This is a genomic window from Lentzea sp. NPDC054927 (genome assembly GCF_053610285.1).
Genome location: NZ_JBSGXZ010000040.1, coordinates 44,285 through 65,619, shown reverse-complemented (window position 1 = coordinate 65,619; position 21,335 = coordinate 44,285). Strand labels below are relative to the sequence as shown.

At 68.1% G+C, this 21,335-nt stretch carries 17 protein-coding genes; 5 read left to right on the top strand and 12 right to left on the bottom strand.

Annotated features, from left to right (window positions below; genetic code table 11):
• Positions 1 to 33: 33 nt before the first annotated feature.
• Positions 34 to 846, bottom strand: a complete 813-nt coding sequence (gene ddaH, locus ACWGE0_RS36175) for a dimethylargininase (protein ID WP_452265424.1) — start codon at positions 844 to 846, stop codon at positions 34 to 36.
• Positions 847 to 993: 147 nt separating this feature from the next.
• On the opposite strand from ddaH, the gene ACWGE0_RS36170 reads away from it, so the two are divergent.
• From ACWGE0_RS36170 to ACWGE0_RS36155, 4 genes are all read left to right on the top strand, one after another.
• Complete coding sequence (locus ACWGE0_RS36170; protein WP_109628898.1) at positions 994 to 1,434, top strand: Lrp/AsnC family transcriptional regulator; 441 nt, start codon at positions 994 to 996, stop codon at positions 1,432 to 1,434.
• Between the two features lie 10 nt (positions 1,435 to 1,444).
• Complete coding sequence (locus tag ACWGE0_RS36165; RefSeq protein WP_452265391.1) at positions 1,445 to 2,185, top strand: enoyl-CoA hydratase; 741 nt, start codon at positions 1,445 to 1,447, stop codon at positions 2,183 to 2,185.
• A 211-nt stretch (positions 2,186 to 2,396) separates the two neighbouring features.
• Complete coding sequence (locus ACWGE0_RS36160; RefSeq protein ID WP_452265390.1) at positions 2,397 to 4,235, top strand: 2-oxoacid:acceptor oxidoreductase subunit alpha; 1,839 nt, start codon at positions 2,397 to 2,399, stop codon at positions 4,233 to 4,235.
• Entirely contained in the window at positions 4,232 to 5,281 is a 1,050-nt protein-coding gene (locus ACWGE0_RS36155; protein ID WP_452265389.1) for a 2-oxoacid:ferredoxin oxidoreductase subunit beta, read from the top strand. The genes ACWGE0_RS36160 and ACWGE0_RS36155 overlap by 4 nt, the downstream gene beginning before the upstream one ends.
• A 69-nt stretch (positions 5,282 to 5,350) precedes the next feature.
• Here ACWGE0_RS36155 and ACWGE0_RS36150 read toward each other — a convergent pair whose 3' ends face one another.
• Complete coding sequence (locus ACWGE0_RS36150) at positions 5,351 to 7,426, bottom strand: sunset domain-containing protein (protein WP_452265388.1); 2,076 nt, start codon at positions 7,424 to 7,426, stop codon at positions 5,351 to 5,353.
• Between the two features lie 145 nt (positions 7,427 to 7,571).
• Between ACWGE0_RS36150 and rarD the strand changes: the two genes are divergently transcribed.
• On the top strand, positions 7,572 to 8,504 hold the full coding sequence (gene rarD, locus ACWGE0_RS36145; protein ID WP_452265387.1) for an EamA family transporter RarD: 933 nt from the start codon (positions 7,572 to 7,574) through the stop codon (positions 8,502 to 8,504).
• Here rarD and ACWGE0_RS36140 read toward each other — a convergent pair.
• From ACWGE0_RS36140 to nuoF, 10 genes are read right to left on the bottom strand one after another with little or no spacing between them, the layout of a single operon-like run.
• On the bottom strand, positions 8,501 to 9,466 hold the full coding sequence (locus ACWGE0_RS36140) for a polyprenyl synthetase family protein (protein ID WP_452265423.1): 966 nt from the start codon (positions 9,464 to 9,466) through the stop codon (positions 8,501 to 8,503). The two genes, rarD and ACWGE0_RS36140, sit on opposite strands and share 4 nt — an antisense overlap.
• A gap of 56 nt (positions 9,467 to 9,522) precedes the next feature.
• On the bottom strand, positions 9,523 to 11,100 hold the full coding sequence (nuoN, locus tag ACWGE0_RS36135; RefSeq protein ID WP_452265386.1) for an NADH-quinone oxidoreductase subunit NuoN: 1,578 nt from the start codon (positions 11,098 to 11,100) through the stop codon (positions 9,523 to 9,525).
• Between the two features lies 1 nt (position 11,101).
• A complete protein-coding gene (locus tag ACWGE0_RS36130) occupies positions 11,102 to 12,670 on the bottom strand; it encodes an NADH-quinone oxidoreductase subunit M (RefSeq protein ID WP_452265385.1) in 1,569 nt (522 codons plus the stop codon).
• Positions 12,667 to 14,604 (bottom strand): NADH-quinone oxidoreductase subunit L, encoded by a 1,938-nt coding sequence (nuoL, locus tag ACWGE0_RS36125; protein ID WP_452265384.1) that lies wholly within the window; start codon positions 14,602 to 14,604, stop codon positions 12,667 to 12,669. Before nuoL ends, ACWGE0_RS36130 begins: the two co-directional genes overlap by 4 nt.
• Positions 14,605 to 14,614: 10 nt before the next feature.
• Complete coding sequence (gene nuoK, locus ACWGE0_RS36120) at positions 14,615 to 14,914, bottom strand: NADH-quinone oxidoreductase subunit NuoK (RefSeq protein WP_109628915.1); 300 nt, start codon at positions 14,912 to 14,914, stop codon at positions 14,615 to 14,617.
• Positions 14,911 to 15,759 carry an NADH-quinone oxidoreductase subunit J gene (locus tag ACWGE0_RS36115; protein WP_452265383.1) on the bottom strand — a complete coding sequence of 283 codons (849 nt, stop codon included), beginning with the start codon at positions 15,757 to 15,759 and terminating at the stop codon, positions 14,911 to 14,913. Before ACWGE0_RS36115 ends, nuoK begins: the two co-directional genes overlap by 4 nt.
• Positions 15,756 to 16,271, bottom strand: a complete 516-nt coding sequence (gene nuoI, locus ACWGE0_RS36110) for an NADH-quinone oxidoreductase subunit NuoI (protein ID WP_093605905.1) — start codon at positions 16,269 to 16,271, stop codon at positions 15,756 to 15,758. Before nuoI ends, ACWGE0_RS36115 begins: the two co-directional genes overlap by 4 nt.
• Before the next feature lie 2 nt (positions 16,272 to 16,273).
• Positions 16,274 to 17,593 carry an NADH-quinone oxidoreductase subunit NuoH gene (gene nuoH / locus ACWGE0_RS36105; protein WP_452265382.1) on the bottom strand — a complete coding sequence of 440 codons (1,320 nt, stop codon included), beginning with the start codon at positions 17,591 to 17,593 and terminating at the stop codon, positions 16,274 to 16,276.
• Complete coding sequence (locus ACWGE0_RS36100; protein ID WP_452265381.1) at positions 17,590 to 20,049, bottom strand: NADH-quinone oxidoreductase subunit G; 2,460 nt, start codon at positions 20,047 to 20,049, stop codon at positions 17,590 to 17,592. The genes nuoH and ACWGE0_RS36100 overlap by 4 nt, the downstream gene beginning before the upstream one ends.
• On the bottom strand, positions 20,046 to 21,326 hold the full coding sequence (gene nuoF, locus ACWGE0_RS36095) for an NADH-quinone oxidoreductase subunit NuoF (protein ID WP_452265380.1): 1,281 nt from the start codon (positions 21,324 to 21,326) through the stop codon (positions 20,046 to 20,048). Before nuoF ends, ACWGE0_RS36100 begins: the two co-directional genes overlap by 4 nt.
• Between the last annotated feature and the right edge of the window lie 9 nt (positions 21,327 to 21,335).

Genomic DNA, 21,335 nt, shown 5'->3' with positions numbered 1-21,335 from the left:
GCCAGCGCAGATCGCAGACTGCGTGGGCGAGGTCTAGCCGCGCAGTTCCATCGTGCAGCACTTCGGGCCGCCGCCCGACTTGCGCAGTTCCGAGATGTCCACGAACACGGGCTCGAACCCGCGCCGCGCCACCTGCTCGGCCAGGTGTGTGGCTTCTACCGGCATGACGACGTGCTTGCCGTCGGACACGGCGTTGAGGCCGAGGCAGACCGCGTCGTCGTCGTTGGCGATCACGGCGTCCGGGAAGAGCCGGCGAAGAACGGCCTGCGAGCCCGGCGAGAACGCCTCCGGGTAGTAGGCGACCAGGGGGGTCGGGGACTGGTCGTCGAGCATGAACAGGGCGACGTCCAGGTGGTAGAAGCGCGGGTCGACCAGTTGCAGTGACACCACGGGCACGCCGAGGACTTCTTGGGCCTCGGAGTGGGCGCCTGGGTCGGTGCGGAAGCCGGTGCCGGCGAGCAGCAGGGAGCCGGTCCAGGTGAAGTCGCCCTCGGCCTCGTTCACGGCGGTGGGCATGACCACGGACTTGTAGCCGGAGGCCAGGAACCAGCGGCGGAAGTGGTCGGCTTCGGCTGAGCGTTGGGGGGCGCGGAAGCGGGAGCCTAGGACGCGGCCGTCGATGACGGTGCCGCTGTTGGCGGAGAAGACCATGTCGGGGAGGCCGGCCACCGGGTCGATGACGTTGACCTCGTGGCCCAGGCGCTCGTAGGTCTCCTTCAGGGCCGTCCACTGCTCCACTGCCAGCGAGGTGCTGGTGGGCCGGGTCGGATCCATCCACGGGTTGATGGCGTACTCCACCGTGAAGTACGTCGGCGGGCACATGAGGTACCGACGGGTCGTCGGCATGCGCGTCGGCGCGAGGGGCGTGGCGATGTCGAGCGTGATCGGCTCGCCGGGCCCGGAGATGGATACGGTCATGGATCGAAATGTAAAGGGCCGTTGGACCATCGAACAACGCCGCGACATTGCGTTAACTAGGGCAGAATGTTGCGTGTGGACAGCATCGACCAGCGAATCATTTCGTGCCTCATGGCCAACGCACGGTCCAGCTACGCGGAGATCGGGAAAGAGGTGGGGCTGAGCGCTCCCGCGGTGAAGCGGCGGGTGGACAAACTGCTGGACAACGGGGTGTTGCGGGGGTTCACGGCGGTGGTGGACCCGGAGGCGCTCGGGTGGGGCACCGAGGCGTTCGTCGAGGTGCACTGCAAGGGCAACGTCGCGCCGCACGACATCCAGCACCGGCTGGAGCCAATGGCCGAGGTCAGTGCTGCTTACACGGTGTCTGGAGCGGCGGACGCGATCGTGCACCTCAGGGCTGCCGACATCCATCACCTGGAGACGGCGCTGGAGCGGCTGCGGGCCGTGGAGATCATCGATCGGACCGTGTCGACGGTCGTGCTGTCCCGGCTCCTGGACCGGCCGCTCGCGCCCTAGAGTCCGGGGCATGGCCGAGGTTCTGCTGGAGCACAACGATTCCGTCGCCGTGATCACGATCAACGATCCGGACCGGCGCAACGCCCTCACGATCGACCTGTCCCGGGAACTCGCGGACAAGGTCGAAGAAGGAGAGCAGACAGCCAACGCGCTGATCATCACGGGTGCGCCGCCCGCGTTCTGCGCCGGCGCGGACCTCACGCAGCTCGGCAACTCCAAGGACGAAGGCCTCAAGCAGATCTACCGGGGCTTTCTCGCCGTGGCCAACGCCACCATCCCGACGATCGCCGCGGTCAACGGCGCGGCGGTCGGCGCCGGGCTCAACCTCGCGCTGGCGGCCGACGTCCGGATCGCGGGGCCCAAGGCGCGGTTCGACGCCCGGTTCCTGCAGCTCGGCATCCACCCCGGCGGTGGCATGACGTGGATGCTGCAGAGGATCACCGACAAGCAGACCGCCACGGCGATGACGCTCTTCGGACAGATCCTCGACGCCGACCAGGCCGTGGCGAAAGGGCTGGCCTACGCGAAGGCCGAAGACCCACTGGCAGTAGCGAAAGAGCTGGCAAAACACTCCGCCGATGCTCCAGGCGAACTCGTGCGGACCATCAAGGCGACGATGCGGCTGACCGATGTTCTCGACGACCACGCGGAGGCGGTCGAGACGGAGCTGCGGCCACAGGTCGCTTCGATCGACACTCCAGAGTTCGCTGCGAGGCTTGCCGCGATGAAGGCTCGGATCAGCGGACGTTAAGTGTTACCTTTGGTAACAGGTATCGAGGGTGACGTCTGCCGCATTCGGGTATCCGCTGGTAGTGCTGTGCTTACCGTCTAGTTAAGGACCCGGTGCGGCAGATGGGACAGTTCGTCTCGCCTGGTGGTACACGGCCCGTCTCGCAGGCGGTCCCGGCGACTACCCTCGTGGTGGGGCACGGCCACCCTTGGAGAGAGGTATCGGCGTAGGAATGAGCACTGAGACTCGCAAGCTGGATCGCGTTGTGATCCGCTTCGCCGGCGACTCCGGTGACGGCATGCAGCTCACCGGAGACCGGTTCACGTCGGAAGCGGCGGCGTTCGGCAACGACCTCGCCACGCAGCCCAACTTTCCCGCCGAGATCCGCGCACCACAGGGCACGCTGCCCGGTGTGTCGTCGTTCCAGCTGCACTTCGCCGACTACGACATCCTGACGCCCGGCGACCGTCCCGACGTTCTCGTCGCGATGAACCCCGCCGCGCTCAAGGCGAACGTCGTCGACCTGCCGGACGGCGGCATCCTCATCGTCAACACCGACGAGTTCACCAAGCGGAACCTGACGAAGGTCGGGTACGACTCGAACCCGCTCGAGGACGACTCCCTCGAGAAGTTCCAGGTGCACAAGGTCGCCATGGCGACGATGACCATCGGCGCGCTCGAGGAGACCGGGCTCGGCAAGAAGGACGCGGAACGCGCGAAGAACATGTTCGCGCTCGGCCTTCTGTCGTGGATGTACCACCGGCCCACCGAAGGCACGGAACGGTTCCTGCGCGAGAAGTTCGCGAAGAAGCCGGACATCGCCGAGGCCAACGTCCTGGCGTTCCGCGCCGGCTACTACTACGGCGAGACCACGGAAGCCTTCGCGGTCACGTACGAGGTGGCGCCGGCGAAGCTGAACGTCGGCACGTACCGCCAGATCACCGGCAACACGGCGACGGCGTACGGCATCGTCGCGGCGGCCCAGCTCTCGAAGCTGCCCGTCGTGCTCGGCACGTACCCGATCACGCCGGCGTCGGACATCCTGCACGAACTGAGCAAGCACAAGAACTTCGACATCACGACCGTGCAGGCGGAGGACGAGATCGCGGGCATCGGCATCGCCCTCGGCGCGTCCTACGGCGGCGCGATCGGTGTGACGTCGACATCCGGTCCCGGTATCGCTCTGAAGTCCGAGACCATCGGCCTCGGCGTGATGACCGAACTGCCGCTGCTGGTGATCGACGTGCAGCGCGGTGGCCCGTCCACCGGTCTGCCGACGAAGACCGAGCAGGCCGACCTGCTGCAGGCGATGTTCGGCCGCAACGGCGAGTCGCCGGTGCCGATCGTGGCGCCGCAGTCCCCATCGGACTGCTTCGACGCCGTGGTCGACGCGACCAGGATCGCGCTGAAGTACCGCACGCCGGTGCTGTTCCTGTCCGACGGCGCGATCGCGAACGGCTCCGAGCCGTGGCTGATCCCGGACGTCGACACGCTGCCCGACCTGACCGTCGAGTTCGCGACGGACCCGGAGAACTTCCAGCCGTACTCCCGTGATCCGGAGACGCTGGCCCGTCCGTGGGCGGTGCCCGGCACTCCTGGTCTGCAGCACCGCATCGGCGGTCTGGAGAAGCAGGACATCACCGGCAACATCTCGTACGACCCGGAGAACCACGACCGGATGGTGCGCCTGCGCCAGGCCAAGATCGACGGCATCGAGGTACCGGACGTCGTGGTCGACGACCCGAGCGGCGAGGCGAAGGTCCTCGTCGTCGGCTGGGGTTCCTCGTACGGCCCGATCGGCGCGGCGGCACGGCGAGTCCGCAAGCTGGGCATGCCGGTCGCGCACGTGCACCTGCGGCACCTCAACCCGTTCCCGAAGAACCTGGGCGACGTGCTGAAGTCGTACGAAAAGGTCATCGTGCCGGAAATGAACCTGGGACAGCTGGCGTTGCTGTTGAGGGGGAAGTATCTGGTGGACGCCGTGTCGTACACCAAGGTGCAGGGCCTGCCGTTCAAGGCGGAAGAGCTGCAGGACGTGCTCGCTGACGTGATCAAGGGGGTGTCGGCGTGACTGCCATCGACATCGGGCTCCCCGGCCTGACCGGGGTTCCCACCACCGACGAGAAGCAGACGGCCAGGGACTACAAGTCCGACCAGGAAGTCCGCTGGTGTCCCGGCTGCGGCGACTACATCGTGCTCAACACCATGCAGTCGTTCCTGCCGTCGCTGGGTCTCAAGCGCGAGAACATCGTGTTCGTCTCGGGCATCGGGTGCTCGTCCCGGTTCCCGTACTACATGAACACCTACGGCATGCACTCCATCCACGGGCGTGCACCGGCCATCGCGTCGGGTCTCGCCGTGGCGCGGCCGGACCTGAGCGTGTGGGTGGTGACCGGTGACGGCGACGCGCTGTCCATCGGCGGTAACCACCTGATCCACACGTTGCGGCGCAACGTGAACCTCAAGATCCTGCTGTTCAACAACCGGATCTACGGCCTGACCAAGGGCCAGTACTCGCCGACCTCCGAGGAAGGCAAGGTCACCAAGTCGACCCCGCTCGGCTCGGTGGACCACCCGTTCAACCCGGTGTCGCTGGCACTGGGCGCGGAAGCCTCCTTCGTGGGCCGGGCGATGGACTCGGACAAGGCGGGCCTCACCTCGGTGCTGCGCCAGGCCGCCGAACACCGCGGGTCGGCGCTCGTGGAGATCTACCAGAACTGCCCGATCTTCAACGACGGCGCGTTCGACGTGCTGAAGGACGCGGACGAGGCACAGCGGCGGATCATCAACGTCGTCGACGGCGAGCCGATCCGGTTCGGCCGTGAGGGCGAGTACTGCGTGGTGCGCGAGGGCTTCGGGCTCGCGGTCGCCAAGTCCGCGGACGTGGACGCGAGCGACATCGTCATCCACGACGCGTCGGACCTGAACCTGTCGTTCGCGCTCTCGCGGCTTTCGACGCAGGACCTCACGCACACCGTCACCGGTGTGTTCCGGCGTGCGGACCGGGCGACGTACGACGACGGCGTGCGGGCGCAGGTCGCCGAGGCGAAGGCTGCCAAGCCCGCGGACCTCGGCAAGCTGCTGCACGGCAAGGACACGTGGACCGTGGTCGGCTAGTCCCCAGAACATGCGAAAGGCCCGCCAGCACGCTGCTGGCGGGCCTTTCGCATGTGGCCTGTCGACCGGTCAGGGCGCCGGTCGGAACCCTGCCTTCTCCGCGTCGGACTCGGTGCGGAACCACACGTCCGCCCGCGTCTCGCCGAAGTTCGCCGAGCCCTCGGTGTAGTAGCGACGACCGGTCAGGGTCGCCTTCACCGAGAAGTCCGCGGCCGGCGCGAGGCCGTCCGACTTGGGCAGCACCGAGCCGGGACCGAACGGGGAACGCGGGTTGAAGCCCTCCGGCTGCTGGAACCGCGAGGACGGGCCGGCGGGCGTGCCGTTGGGACGGCCACCCGTGGACGGCGAGAAGCCGACCGGGCGCGGCCGTGACGGCATTGCCGCGGCAGGTGCGGGTGCGGGCGGGGCTTCCGGCTTGGGCGACTCGAAGGCCGCGAACGCCGAGAAGGTCTGCTGCCGTTGCTGGGTGGTGCGGCGGGCTTCGCGGACCGGCAGGCCCGCTTCGGTGATCCGTTGCGGCAGATCGGTTTCGGGCTCGGGTTCCGGCTCCGGCGGGGCGGCGAGCAGCGGCTCGTCGCTCGGCACGAACGTCGGCACGAACGGCTGGTCGTTGGTCGGCTCCGGCAGCGTGCGGGTCTGACCGAGCGCGGGCAACGGCTCGTCGGCGTCCAGCAGCGGTTCGAACAGCGACCGCGGGTGGTCCACGACCGGTGCGGGAGCGACCTCTGCGGGGGCCTCGACGGCCTGGGAGGAGAAGGCGGCACCGACGCCGTTCGGGCGGCGCTCCGGGATCTGCTCGACCTCGGCGGGCGCACCGAACGCCGAGAACGGCGCGGGCGCGGGGGCACCGGCGTCCATGAACGGCGCGGGCGCGCCGCCGTTGCTGAACTCCTCGGCGTAACCGACCTCGGGCTCGACGAACTCCTCGAAGACCCGCTCGGCCTCCTCGTGCTCGGCCTGCCCAACCACGGCATGCCCGGCCTCCACCGGCTCGGGCTCGGTCTCCTGCGGCTCGCGGTAGGCGTGCGCGGATTCCTGCTCGGGTTCGGGCTCGGTGAACGTCTGCTCTTCGGCCAGCGTCGTCTCGAAGACGCCGTTGCGCACGTGCGGCGCGTCCAGGTCGATCGGCTCGATCAGGCCGGTCTGCTCGGCGGGCGACTCCGGCTCGACGAACCCGTCCAGATGACCGGAGAGCTCGTCGCGCATGCCGGGGAACTCACCGGTGAGGTCGCCGGCGGGCCAGCTGCTCTCCTCGACCGCGATGAACGTCGTCTGCTCGGACCGGGTGCCGGCGGGCTCGTCCTCCTGCTCACCGGCCTCGTCGAGGAACGCTTCCTGTTCCTCGTCCGCCCAGACCTCGCGCGGCTGGTAGATGAAGTCGTCGGCCTGCTCGTCGATCTCAGGGCCCGCGGTCGGTTCCGGGGCGGGGTGGGCGACCTCCGCGGTCGGCTCCACGACGGTGGGCACGTACGACGTCTGCTCGGCGGGGAGCTCGGGCTCGTCGTCGAAGTCGGCGGCCTCGAGACCGGACAGCGGCAGCACCGTGGTCTGCTCGGCGGGCGACTCCGGGGGAACGTCACCGGGAGAGAGTCGCTCGAACAGGGAACGCGGGCGGTCGTCCTCGGCCTCTGCCAGCGCCCTCTGCTCGGCCAGCTGCTCCTCGAAGCGGCGCTGGGACTCGTCCGGCTCCATGTACTGGCGGACCGGGGCGGACGGCTCTTCGTCGTACTCGGCCTCGGCGGGAGCGGCGACGGGCTCAGGTTCGGGCTCGGGCTCCGGCTGCTCGATGACCGGCAGCGGCGCCAGCGACGGCGTCGGCACGGGCTCACCGAAGTAGGCGGGCGGCTCCACGTACGGCGCGGGGGCGGGAGCGGGCGCGGGAGTCGGCGCAGGAACCGGCGCGGGCGGCGCCAGCATCTCGTCGCTCAGCGACCGCGGCGGCGCGTCGTCCCACTCGTCGACCTCGAAGTCGTCGTCACGAAGCTGCGTCGCGATCGGGGGTGCCGACCGGCGCGCATCGAGAAGTTGATCTTCGAGCTCGGCCACTCGCTGGCGTGCGGGCCGAACCATCCACACCCACGTGAGCAACGCTCCCGCGACGAAAGACAGCAGACTCCACAGCCAGACCTGCCCGAAGACATTCACGGGTAAGCCCCTTCTACGACCACACTCCGACCCCACTCACTCGGAAGGGTGAGCACGGCCAAACTACAGTGCCTTTGTTGATGCTCCGTCACTACGCCGTTCAGCGCAAACAAGCCGTGGAAACGCCAGCGTAGAGTGGGATTTTGTGCCGCCTCTGACGACCTCTTCCACTAGTTCGCCAGAAGTTCACACCCATGGGCGGGGCGTCACGTACGGCGCACTCGCCTACGTCCTTTGGGGCCTGTTCCCCGCCTACTGGCCACTCCTCGTGCCCGCCCAGCCGATCGAGGTGCTCGCACACCGGATCGTCTGGTCGTTCCTCACGCTCGCCGTCGCCGTCGCGTTCCTCAAGCGATGGCGTCCTCTCCTGGAATTATCCGGAAAAGGCTGGCTGATCGTTACCGCCGCCGCCGTGTTGATCACGGTGAACTGGGGCACCTACATCTACGCCGTGAACAGCCACCACGTCGTCGAAGCGGCGCTGGGCTACTTCATCACGCCGTTGGTGAGCGTGGGACTCGGCATGATCTTCCTCAAAGAACGATTGCGTCTCGCTCAGAGCATCGCGATCGGTGTGGTCGTCATCGCTGTGATCGTGCTCACCATCGACTACGGCCGGCTGCCGCTGATCTCGCTCGTCCTGGCCTGTTCGTGGGGCGTCTACGGCCTGCTCAAGAAGAAGGTGCCGCTGGACGCCATCACCAGCCTCACCGCGGAGAGCGCGGTGCTCGCCCCGATCGCGCTGGCCTACCTGCTCGCGCTCGGCAGTGCGAACACCTTCACCGCCGCGGGCACCGGCCACACGTTGATGCTCCTCAGCACCGGCATCGTCACCGTGGTCCCGCTGGTGCTGTTCGGTGCCGGTGCGCAACGGATCCCGCTGATCACCATCGGCATGCTGCAGTACCTCGCGCCGATCCTGCAGTTCGCCTGGGGCGTGTTCGTGGTGCACGAACCCATGCCGCCCAGCAGGTGGATCGGATTCGCCCTCGTCTGGCTGGCGCTGGCGATCTTCACGTTCGACGCGTTGCGGAACCGGCGCAAGCAGGTGCTCACGCCGGTCGAACTCCCGGCCTAACGGGAACGCGCCACCACGTAGGTCGCGAGCTCCTCGAGTGCGTCCCGCGCGGCACACGGCGGCAGCTTGCCCAGCTCCGTGCGGGCCCGGTCCGCGTACTCGTCGAGCGTCTCGCGCGCCTTGTCCATGCCGGAGGACTTGCGCAGCAACGTGAGCGCCTCGTCCACGAGCTCGTCCTCGGTGATCGGAGCCGCCAGCAGTTCGGCGAGCCGCGTCTCGGACGAGTCCTGCAGCGCGTAGAGCATCGGCAGCGTCTTCACGCCCTCGCGCAGGTCGGTGCCCGGCGTCTTGCCGGACTCGACCGACGGGGACGCGATGTCAATGACGTCGTCGGAGATCTGGAACGCGGCACCGATCACGTCGGCGTACCGGCGCAGTGCGTCGATCTGCTCGTCGGTGGCGTCGGAGAACATCCCGCCGAACCTCGCCGCCGTCGCGATCAGGACGCCGGTCTTCTCCTCGATCACCGTGAGGTAGTGGGAGATCGGGTCCTCGCCCGGCTGCGGGCCGACGGTCTCGCGCATCTGACCGGTCACCAGGACCGAGAAGGTCTCCGCGATGATCCGCGCCGCATCGGTCCCCAGGTCCGCGGTCAGCCGGGACGCGTGGGCGAACAGGAAGTCGCCCGTCAGGATCGCGATGCTGTTGTCCCACTTGGCGTTCGCGGACACCGCGCCACGCCGCATGGTCGCCTCGTCCATGACGTCGTCGTGGTAGAGCGTGGCGAGATGGGTGAGCTCGACCACAGTGGCCGCCTTGATGACCTTGTCCCGGTCCCAATCAGCGCCGAACTGCGATGCGAGGAGTGTGAAGAGCGGGCGGATCCGCTTTCCGCCCGCCTCCACGAGATGAAGCGAGGTTTCCGTGACCGGGTAGAACTCGCTCTGCACGACGTCGTGCAGGTTGCGCTCCACCTCGGCCAGGCCGTCCTGGACTACCTGAGTGAGCACGGGGTCCACCAACGCGAACCCCGGTCCCTCATGCTCGCTACTGGTCACAGCAGCCAGACTACGTACACCTAGCTGAGGAAGGTGCCGGTACCCGCCCAATCGAGCACGAACGTGGGCCACAAACCGAGCACCAAGGTCACGACGGCGCCCAGCGTGATCGCGATCGTGGTGAACGCACCGGGCACGGTGACGGTCGGGCCGTCCGGTGCCGGGTCGCTGAAGTACATCAGCACGATCACCCGCAGGTAGAAGAACGCCGCGACGGCCGAGGCCACCAGGGCGATCACCACGAGCGGCGTCAGGCCGGCCTCGATCGCCGCGCTGAACACGACGAACTTGCCGATGAAGCCGGACGTCAGCGGAATTCCGGCCAGTGCCAGCAACAGGAACGTGAAGGTGCCCGCCACGATCGGCGACCGCTTCGCGAGACCCGCCCACTGCGACAGGTGCGTCGCCTCGCCGTCCGAGTTGCGGACCAGCGACACGATGCCGAACGCGGCGATCGTGGTGAAGCCGTACGCCAGCAGGTAGAACAGCGTCGCGCTCACGCCGGGGGCCGAGCCGTCCGGGGTCAGCGCGATCGTGCCGATCAGCAGGAAGCCCGCGTGCGCCACCGAGGAGTACGCGATCATGCGCTTCACGTCGGTCTGGGTGAGACCCAGGATCGCGCCGATCACCATCGACACGACCGCGACGCCGTAGAGCACGCCGCGCCACTCCCACTGCGTGTTCTCGAACGCGACCGTGAGCACGCGCAGGATGCCGCCGAACGCGGCGACCTTCGTGCAGGCGGCCATGAACGCCGTCACCGGCGTCGGAGCGCCCTGGTACACGTCCGGGGTCCAGGCGTGGAACGGGCCGACGGCCGCCTTGAACAGCAGACCCACCACCAGCAGGCCGAAGCCCGCGAACAGCAGCGTGTCCGAGCGGTCCGTGCCGGCCGCGGCGGTCGCGATGGCCGAGAGCTTCACCGAACCCGCGTAGCCGTACAGCAGAGCTACGCCGTACAGGAAGAACGCGGAGGCGAACGCACCGAGCAGGAAGTACTTCACAGCCGCTTCCTGCGAGAGCAGGCGACGGCGGCGAGCCAGGCCGCACAGCAGGTACAGCGGCAACGACAGGACTTCCAGCGCGATGAACATCGTCAGCAGGTCGTTCGCCGCGACGAACGTCATCATGCCGCCGAGCGCGAACAGCGTGAGCGGGAAGACCTCGGTCTGCATGCCGGTCTTCGTCGCCTGCGCGCGGTCCTGCACGGTGCCCGGCCGGATCGCGGCCTGCGCCACGAACGCGCCACCGGGCTCCACCGAGCGGTCGGCGATCAACAGCACCGAGCCGAAGCCCAGCACCAGCAACGTGGCCCACAGGAACAGCGACGGCGAGTCGACCGCGATCGCACCCGCCAGCGTCGACACACCCTGCTCAGGGCGCTCCGAGGTCGCGTAGAGGATCAACGCGCCGACCGCACCGACCAGCGTGACGAGCGTCAGCACCAGCTGCACGGCCCACCGCTGATGCTTGGGCAGCAACGCTTCCAGCAGCACGCTGAGGCAGGCCGCGCCGAGCACGATCAGCATCGGCGCGAGGGCACCGTAATCGATCTCCGGCGCCTCGATCGTCTGCGCCTGAGCGACGAGAAGGTTCACGTCACTTGCCTTCCTGCACGGAGACCGGGTCGGTGACGCCGACCTCGGTCAGCGTCGCCCCGACAGTCGGGGTGATGACGTCGAGCACCGGCTGCGGGTAGAACCCGAGGGCCAGCACGATGACAACGAGCGGTGCGAGCACCGCGATCTCGCGCTTGCTGAGGTCGCCGATGGCCGTCTTCTTCTCCGGGTCGCCGACGGCGCCCGGTCCGGCGGCCGCACCGATCAGCGCGTCGCCGCGCAGCGGGCCGGTCATGATCCGCTGGTAGAGCCACAGCACGTAGAGCGCCGCGAGCACCATGCCGACCGTCGCGATGATCGTGTAGACCGGCTGCGTCGGGAACGACCCGATCAGCACCAGGAACTCGGAGACGAACGAGTTCGTGCCCGGCAGCGACAGCGTGGTCAGGCCGGCGAGAAGCAACATCCCGGCGAGCACCGGCGCCACCTTCGACATGCCGCCGTAGTCGGAGATCAGCGACGAACCACCGCGGGCGATCACCATGCCGATCACCAGGATCAGCATGCCGGTCGAGATCGAGTGGTTGAGCATGTACGACACCGAGCCCACGCCTGCCTGCGACGTGAACGAGAAGATACCGAGCGCGATGAAGCCGAAGTGGGCGATCGAGACGTAGGCCAGGAACCGCTTCATGTCCCGCTGTCCCGTGGCGAGCAGCGATCCATAAAGGACACCGGCCACCGCGAGCACCAGCACCAGCGGCGCCAGGTTCTTCGACGCCGTCGGGAACATCGGCAGCAGGTAGCGCAGCATGCCGAACGTGCCGACCTTGTCCAGGATGCCGACGACGATCACCGTGACGCCGATGGGCGCCTCGGCGGCCGCGTCGGGCAGCCAGGTGTGGAACGGCACCAGCGGCGCCTTGATCGCGAACGCCAGGAAGAAGCCGAGGAACAGCCAGGTCTGCGTCGTCGAGTCGGCGTCGCTGACCACCTTCACCAGCGTCGCCCAGTCGAACGTGCCCTTGCCCAGCTCGTCCGACGCCATCGCGTAGGCGCCGATCGCGGAGGCCAGCATGATCAGGCCGCCGAGGAACGAGTACAGGAAGAACTTGACCGCCGCGTACTGCCTGCGCGCGCCGCCGTAGCCGCCGATCAGGAAGTACATCGGGATCAGCATGACTTCGAAGAGCACGTAGAACAGGAAGACGTCGGTGGCGCCGAACACCGCGACCGTCACGGCCTCCTGGACCAGGATCAGCGAGAGGTAGCCGCCCTGGGAACGTCCGGCCGGCAGCTTCTCCGTCCAGCCGGCCCCGATCACCAGCGGGATCAGCAATGCGATGACCGCGATCATCACCAGCGCGATGCCGTCGATGCCGAACTGCAGCCGCACGCCGAACGCCGGGATCCAGTCCACGCCCGCGGCGAGCTGGATGCGGTCGCCGTCCGGGTCGTAGGCGAACCACAGCAGAACCGCGAGCACCAGCTCGACGAGCGAGAACGCCAGTGCGACGAGCTTGGCCTTCGTGTCGTCCTTGCGCAGGAACGCCACCACCAGCGCGCCGACCAGCGGCACGACCAGGAGTGCGATCAGAACCCAGGTCACGAGAACCTCACCACCAGGAGCGCTCCGAGCACGAAGATCGAGCCCAGCAGCATGGACAGTGCGTAGGAGCGGACGAACCCGGTCTGCAGCCTGCGCAACCGGCCGGAACTACCGCCGAGCAGCGCCGCGGTGCCGTTGACCAGACCGTCGACGCCCTTCAGGTCGAGGAACACCAGCGCGCGGGTGAGCCAGGTGCCCGGCCGCGCGAACAGGGCCTCGTTCAGTGCGTTGCCGTAGAGGTCCGCACGAGCCGCGCGCACCGGCCAGGCCACCCGCGCCGGCCGCTCGACCGGCTGCTTGCGGCGGCCGAAGAGCAGGAACGCGAGACCAGCACCCACCACCGCGAGCACGACGGTCAGGATCCCGACCATGCCGTGCGAGATCACGCCGTGCTCTTCCTTCAGCTCGCCCAGCGAGGGCTCCAGCCAGCCGGCCAGACGTCCACCGGACGAGAGGAACCAACCGCCACCGACCGAGCCGACCGCGAGGATGATCATCGGGATGGTCATCGACAGCGGGGACTCGTGCGGGTGGTAGTCCTTGCCGTTCTCCGCCTTCAGTTCCTTCCAGCGGGGCTGGCCGAGGAAGACGAGGATCAGCAGGCGCGTCATGTAGAACGCGGTCAGCGCGGCACCGAGCAGTGCGACGCCGCCGAAGACGTACGGGCGCCAGCCCTCCCCGGTGAACGCCGCGGCGATGATGGCGTCCTTCGAGAAGTAGCCCGCGAACGGCGGGATGCCGATCAGCGCGAGGTAGCCGAGCGTCCAGGTGACGAAGGTGATCGGCAGGAACTTGTAGAGCCCGCCCATCCGGCGGATGTTGCCCTCGTCGTTCATGCCGTGCATGACCGAACCGGCACCGAGGAAGAGCCCTGCCTTGAAGAAACCGTGCGTCAGCAGGTGCATGATGCCCAGCGCGTAACCGATCGGGCCGAGGCCCACCGCGAGGATCATGTAACCGATCTGCGAAACGGTCGAGTACGCCAGGACTTTCTTGAAGTCGTCGTAGGCGCAGCCGATGATGCAACCGATCAGCAGCGTGACGGCACCGATGATCATCACGACCAGGCGGCCGTCCTCGCTCAGGTTGTAGAGCGGGTTCGAGCGGGCGATCAGGTACACGCCGGCGGTGACCATCGTTGCCGCGTGGATCAGTGCGGACACCGGGGTCGGGCCGGCCATGGCGTCCGGCAACCAGGCCTGGAGCGGGAACTGACCGGACTTGCCACAGGCACCCAGGAGCAGCAGCAGCGTGATCGCGAGGACCTCGGCGGACGAGAACTCGCCGACGCGGCTGAAGACCTCGGTGTACTGCGTGGTCCCGAGCTTGTTGAACATCAGGAAGATCGCGATGGCGAGGCCCAGGTCACCGACGCGGTTCATCAGGAAGGCCTTCTTGGCCGCCGATGCCGCTTCCGGCTTGTACTGGTACCAGCCGATCAGCAGGTACGAGGCGAGACCGACGCCCTCCCAGCCGAAGTACAGGGTCACGAAACCGTTGCCCAGCACCAGCAGGAGCATCGCGGACACGAAGAGGTTCAGGTAGGCGAAGAACTTCCGCCTGCCTTCCTCGTGCGCCATGTAGCCGACCGAGTAGATGTGGATCAGCGAACCCACACCGGTGATCAGCAGCACGAACGTGAGCGACAGCGGGTCGATCCGCAGTCCGAACTCGACGGTCAGCGCGTTGACGTCGATCCAGTTGAACAGGTGCACGTTCTGCACCCGCTCCTCGGCGTTCGAGATGCCGAGGGTGGAGAAGAACAGCGCGATCGCGTAGCCGAACGAGCCGAGGAGCGTGGCACAGCCGAGCAGGTGACCCCACTTGTCCGTGCGCTTGCCACCGACCAACAACACCGCCGCACCGAACGCGGGCAGCGCGAGCAACAACCAGGCGAGACTCGCGATCCCGCTGGCGGCAACAGGTTCCGTCACCGGTGACCCCTCAGTACTTCAGCAGGTTCGAGTCGTCGACCGAGGCCGAGCGACGCGTCCGGAAGATGGACATGATGATCGCGAGGCCGACGACGACCTCGGCCGCGGCGACGACCATCACGAAGAACGCCATCACCTGACCGTCGAGCGAGCCGTTGATCCGCGCGAACGTCACCAGGGTCAGGTTGACCGCGTTGAGCATGAGCTCGACGCACATGAAGACCACGATGGCGTTGCGGCGCACCAGGACGCCGACGGCGCCGATGCTGAACAGCAGTGCCGACAGCAGCAGGTAGTAGGTGGGAGTCACGACTCACTTCCCTTGAGCGCGTGCGCGTCTGCCTCGTGCCCGGTGCCGGCCACGTCGGCGACGTCGTCCGAGAGCGTGGCCTTGTCGGTCGCCTCGATGACCTCGAACAGCGACTCCTCCGACACGCTGCCGTCGGGCAGCAACGCGGGGGTGGCCACGGAGTTCGCGGTGGCGAAGACACCCGGACCGGGGATGGACCCGACCCGCTTGCCCGACTGGAAGCGCTCCTCGACGAGTTCCTTCTGCGTCTTCTTGGACGGCTTCCCGTCCCTGCCGACGAAGGCCAGGATCATCGCGCCGAGAGCGGCGGTGATCAGCAGCGCCGACGTGAGCTCGAACGCGAACAGGTAGTCCGTGAAGAGCTTCTGGCCGATGTTGCCGACGTTGCCGCCGTTCGTGGTGTTCGCCTCGGCGAGGCCCACCGGCTGCACCGAGGTGAGCGCGCGGGCGACCGAGCCGACCATCAGGACGGCGAACCCGATGCCGAGCAACGCGGCCGCGAGTCGTTGCCCGCGGATCACTTCGACCACGGAGTCCGAACTGTCGCGGCCGACCATCATCAGCACGAACAGGAAGAGCATCATGATCGCGCCGGTGTAGACGATGATCTGCACGAAGCCGAGGAACGGCGCCTGCTGGACCATGTACAGCACACCGAGGCTGAGCATCGTCACCACGAGCCACAGCGCGGAGTGCACCGCGTTGCGCGCGAAGAGCATGCCGAGCGCGCCGGCCAGCGCCAGCGGACCGAGGACCCAGAACGAGATCGCCTCGCCGGTGGTCACGGTGTCGACCGCGCGCTGCACCGGTTCCGGCTGCTGGGCCAGGAAGGTCAGGAGGCTCACTGCTGAGCCTCCTTCGCCAGCCGCGGCCCGTTCACGTAGTAGTCCTGCTCGTTGTCGCCGAGCCGCATCGGGTGCGGCGGCTGCTCCATGCCGGGCAGCAGCGGGGCGAGCAGGTCCTCCTTGGTGAAGATCAGGTCCTGGCGGTTGTCGTCGGCGAGCTCGTACTCGTTCGTCATCGTGAGCGAACGGGTCGGGCAGGCCTCGATGCACAGGCCGCAGCCGATGCAGCGCAGGTAGTTGATCTGGTAGTCGGCACCGAAGCGCTCACCGGGAGAGAAGCGCGCTTCCTCGGTGTTGTCGCCACCTTCGACGAAGATCGCGTCCGCCGGGCAGGCCCACGCGCACAGCTCGCAGCCGACGCACTTCTCCAGCCCGTCCGGGTGTCGGTTCAGCTGGTGACGGCCGTGGAACCGCGGCGCGGTCACCTTCTTGACCTCGGGGTACTCCTCCGTCACCACCTTCTTGAACATGGTGCCGAAGGTGACGCCGAAGCCTTTCAGGGACTCGAACATCCCTACTCAGCCTCCTTACCGGTGGTGACGGCTGCCGTCTCCTTGGGGAGAGTGGCGACCTTGACCTTGCGTTTCGGCGCGGCCTTGGGAACGACGAGGTCGAGCGGCGGCACGGGGAAGCCGGAACCCGCGAGCGGAACGCCCTTGGTGTCCTGGACCTTCTTGTCCGGCAGCAGGAACGAGACCAGCAGCACGAGGCCGACGACCACGCCGAGAGCGATGAGCCGCTGCGCCGTGGAGAGCTGCTGGATCGCACCGGTGCGGATGACCGCGACGGCCATGATCCAGACGAGGCTGGTCGGGACGAGCACCTTCCAGCCCAGCTTCATGAACTGGTCGTAGCGCAGGCGGGGAAGCGTGCCGCGCAGCCAGATGAAGAGGAACAGGAAGCCCAGCGTCTTGATGATGAACCAGAGCAGGCCCCACCAGCCGGTGTTCATGAACTCGCCGCTCCACGGGGCGTGGTAGCCACCGAGGAAGAGCGTGGTCGCGAGCGCCGAGACGGTGACCATGTTGACGTACTCGGCGAGGAAGAACAGCGCGAACTTCAGCGAGCTGTACTCCGTGTGGAAACCACCGACCAGCTCCGACTCGGCCTCGGGGAGGTCGAACGGAGCGCGGTTGGTCTCGCCGACCATCGACACCACGTAGATCACGAAGCTGGGGAACAGCAGGAAGCCGAACCAGCCGGGGAACGCGCCGAGCACCGTGCTGGCCTGGGCACCCACGATGTCACCGGTCGACATCGAGCCGGTGAACATGATCACCGCGACGATCGACAGGCCCATCGCGATCTCGTAGGAGATCACCTGCGCGGCCGACCGCAGGGCGCCGAGCAGCGGGTACGGCGAGCCGGAGGCCCAGCCGGACAACACGATGCCGTAGACACCGAGCGACGAGCAGGCCAGCACCACCAGCACGCCGACCGGCAGGTCGACGAGCTGCAGCGCGGTCTGCTGGCCGAAGAGGTTGACCTCACCCGCGAGCGGGATCACCGAGAACGCGAGGAACGCGGGGATGCAGGAGATCACCGGGGCGAGGAAGAACACCCACTTGTCCGCGAGGACCGGGCGGATGTCCTCCTTGAACGCGAGCTTCAGACCGTCCGCCAGCGACTGCAGCCAGCCGTTGGGGCCGACCCGGTTGGGGCCGGGGCGGTGCTGCATGCGCGCGACGACCTTGCGCTCCCAGTTGATCATGAACAGGGTCATGACCACCAGGAACGCGAAGATCCCGACGACCTTGATCAGGACCAGCCAGATCGGGTCGTCCACGAGCAGCTTGGCGGTGTCGCCGTTCTCCGCGAGGACGTGCTGGATCATGACTTCACCCCGGTGGAGGAGTTGGCGCTGACGGAGACGATCGAGCCGTGGCCCGCACCGAGGGTGCGGCGCACGGTGACGTCACCCGAGTTGGTCGGCAGCCAGATGACGCCCTCGGGCAGGTCGTCGGTCTCGACCGGGAGCGTGATCGCGCCGCGGTCGGTGGACACCGTCACGTGGGACTCCAGACCGAACTGCTGCGCGGTGGCCTCCGCGACCTTCGCGACGACCGGGCGTGCGGTGCCGGCCAGGTGCGGCTCGTCCACCTGCAGCGAGCCGTTGCCGAGCAGCCGGTGCCACGTCGCGAGGACCGCCTTGCCGGAACCGGCCGGGCTCTGCAGCGGCGCGGCGACGTTGAGCGAGGAACCGCTCGGGGCGCCCTCACCGAGGCGAGCCAGGTCGGCGGCCGAGGCGGCCGGCGTCTGCGTGAACAGGTCCGCGTCCATCTCCACCGCGAGGGTGTCGAGCACGCGGCAGTCGGCCAGGGCACCGGTGCCTTCGAGGGTCGCGCCGAACTCGCGGCGGCGGCCCTCCCAGTTGAGGTAGCTGCCGGATTTCTCGACCGCGGGGGCGATCGGGAGCACCACGTCGGCGCGCGCGGTGACCGCGCTCGGCCGCAGCTCCAGGCTCACGATGAAACCGGCTCCCGCCAACGCCTTCTCGGCGAGCGCGGGGTCCGGCAGGTCGAACGGGTCGACGCCGCCGACCACCAGGCCGGACAGCTCGCCGTTCGCGGCGGCCTCGAGAATCGCGGTGGTGTCACGGCCCGGCGTGGCCGGGATCGTGCCCTCCTCGACGCCCCAGGTGCGTTCGACCTCGGTGCGCGCGGCCGCGTTCGCGACGTGGCGTCCACCGGGCAGCAGGTTCGGCGTGGCACCGACCGCGAGCGCACCGCGCTCACCGGCACGGCGAGGGATCCACGCGACCTTGGCGCCGGTGCGCTCCGCCAGCCTCGCGACCGCGGTGAACGCGCCGGGGATCTCGGCGGCGCGCTCGCCGACCAGGATCACCGAGCCGGGCTTGCCCAGCAGGTCGACGACGTCGGAAGCGTGCTCCGCCAACGCGTTGATGGCGTTCGCCTCGGCACCGGGCACGCAGGCGAGCAGCGTGCCGTAGGTCTTCTCGACGGCCGGGGTCGTGAACTGGCCGAGGTGGAAGACCTTCGTGGTGCCCTTGCGAGCGGACTTGCGCAGGCGCAGGAAGACGATCGGCGCCTCTTCCTCGGGCTCGAACGCGACCAGCAACGCGGCCGGCGCGGACTCGATGCCCTGGAACGTGACGCCGGTGTCCGGGTTCGTGAACACCGTCGTGCCGGACAGGAACTCCAGCTCCTCAGCCGAGTGCGGCCGGGCGCGGAAGTCGATGTCGTTGGTGCGCAACGCGATCCGGGCGAACTTCGAGTACGCGTAGGCGTCCTCGACGGTCAGCCGGCCACCGGTCAGCACGCCGACGCCGTTCGCGTCCCGTGCCGCAGCCAGACCGGCCGCCGCGACCTGCAGCGCCTCGGTCCAGGAGGACTCGCGCAGCTCACCGGTCTCCTCGTCACGGACCAGCGGCCGCTTGATGCGGTCGCCGGCCGTGGCGTAGCGGAAGGCGAACCGGCCCTTGTCGCAGATCCACTCCTCGTTGACCTGCGGGTCGTCGCCGGCGAGCTTGCGCTGCACCTTGCCCCGCCGGTAGTCGGTGCGCTCGGCGCAGCCGGAGGAGCAGTGCTCGCACACGCCGGGCGCCGACACCAGGTCGAACGGGCGGGCGCGGAACCGGTACGCGGCACTGGTGAGAGCGCCGACCGGGCAGATCTGGATGGTGTTGCCGGAGAAGTACGACTGGAACGGCTTGTCCTGCGCCACACCGATCTGCTGCTGCGAGCCGCGCTCGAGCAGTTCGATGAACGGGTCGCCGGCGATCTGCGCGGAGAACCGGGTGCAGCGCTGGCAGAGCACGCAGCGTTCGCGGTCGAGCAACACCTGCGTGGAGATGTTGATCGGCTTCGGGAACGTCCGCTTGTGCTCGTGGAAGCGGGAGTCGCTGCGGCCGTGGGCGATCGCCTGGTTCTGCAGCGGGCACTCACCGCCCTTGTCGCAGATCGGGCAGTCCAGCGGGTGGTTGATGAGCAGCAGCTCCATCACACCCTGCTGGGCCTTGTCCGCGACCGGCGAGGTCAGCTGGGTCTTCACGACCATGCCGTCCGCGACCGTCATCGTGCAGGAGGCCTGCGGCTTCGGCATCGGCCGGCCGCCCATCTCGACCTCGACGAGGCACTGGCGGCAGGCGCCCGCGGGCTCCAGCAGCGGGTGGTCGCAGAAGCGCGGGATGACCGTGCCGAGGCGTTCGGCCGTGCGGATCAGCAGCTCACCCTTGGGCGCGATGACCTCGACGCCGTCGATGATGAGCTTGACGTGACCCTCGGGCACGACCACCTCGGTCGTGGCGGGCTTGTCAGGGGCGATGGTCATGCGTTCGCTCCAGCCAGGACCTTGGAGTTCTGGTCGCAGAGAGCCAGGAACTCGTCCTTGAAGTACTTGATGCCACTGGTGATCGGGCTGACGGCACCGTCACCCAGCGCGCAGAACGAGCGGCCGAGGATGTTGTCGCAGACGTCGAGCAACGTGTCGATGTCGCTCGCCGTGCCGTTGCCCGCCACCATCCGCTGCAGGATCTTCACGAGCCAGTACGTGCCCTCGCGGCACGGCGTGCACTTGCCGCACGACTCGTGCTTGTAGAACTCGGTCCACTTCATGACGGCCCACGGCACGGACACGGTCTCGTTGAAGATCTGCAGTGCGGTCGTGCCGAGCATCGAACCGGCCTCGGCGGCACCCTCGAAGTCCAGCGGCACGTCGAGGTGCTCCGCGGTGAACAGCGGGGTGGACGAGCCACCCGGCGTCCAGAACTTCAGCGGGATGCCGTCCTTCATGCCACCGGCCATGTCCAGCAGCTGCCGGAGCGTGGTGCCCATCGGCGCCTCGTACTGGCCGGGGTTCGTGACGTGACCGGACAGCGAGTAGATCTTCGGACCGGGTGAGCGGTCGCGGCCCATCTCGCGGAACCAGTCGGCGCCACCGTTGACGATGAAGGGAACCGACGCGATGGTCTCGACGTTGTTCACGACGGTGGGCGACGCGTAGAGGCCCGAGGTCGCGGGGAACGGCGGCTTCAGCCTTGGCTGGCCGCGCTTGCCCTCCAACGAGTCGAGCAGCGCCGTCTCCTCGCCGCAGATGTAGGCACCGGCGCCCGCGTGGATCACCACGTCGAGGTCGAAGCCGCTGCCGAGGATGTCCTTGCCGAGGTAGCCCTTGGCGTAGGCCTCTTTGACAGCCGCGTTGAGGCGGCGGATGCAGTGCAGGACCTCGCCGCGGACGTAGATCGCCGCGAAGTTCGCGCGGATCGCGTACGACGTGATGATCACGCCCTCGATCAGCGAGTGCGGGTCCGCCATCATCAGCGGGATGTCCTTGCAGGTGCCGGGCTCGCCCTCGTCGGCGTTGATGACGAGGTAGTGCGGCTTGCCGTCACCCTGCGGGATGAAGCCCCACTTCATGCCGGTGGGGAAGCCCGCACCGCCGCGGCCGCGCAGCCCGGAGTCCTTGCATTGCTGGATGAGCTGGTCCGGGTGGGCCTTCAACGCCTTGGGCAGCGCGGTGTAGCCACCGGTGCGCTCGTAGGTGTCGATGGTCCAGGACTTGGGCTCAGTCCAGCGCGTGGTGAGAACGGGAGTCAGCGGGTTGACCATGTGGTGTTC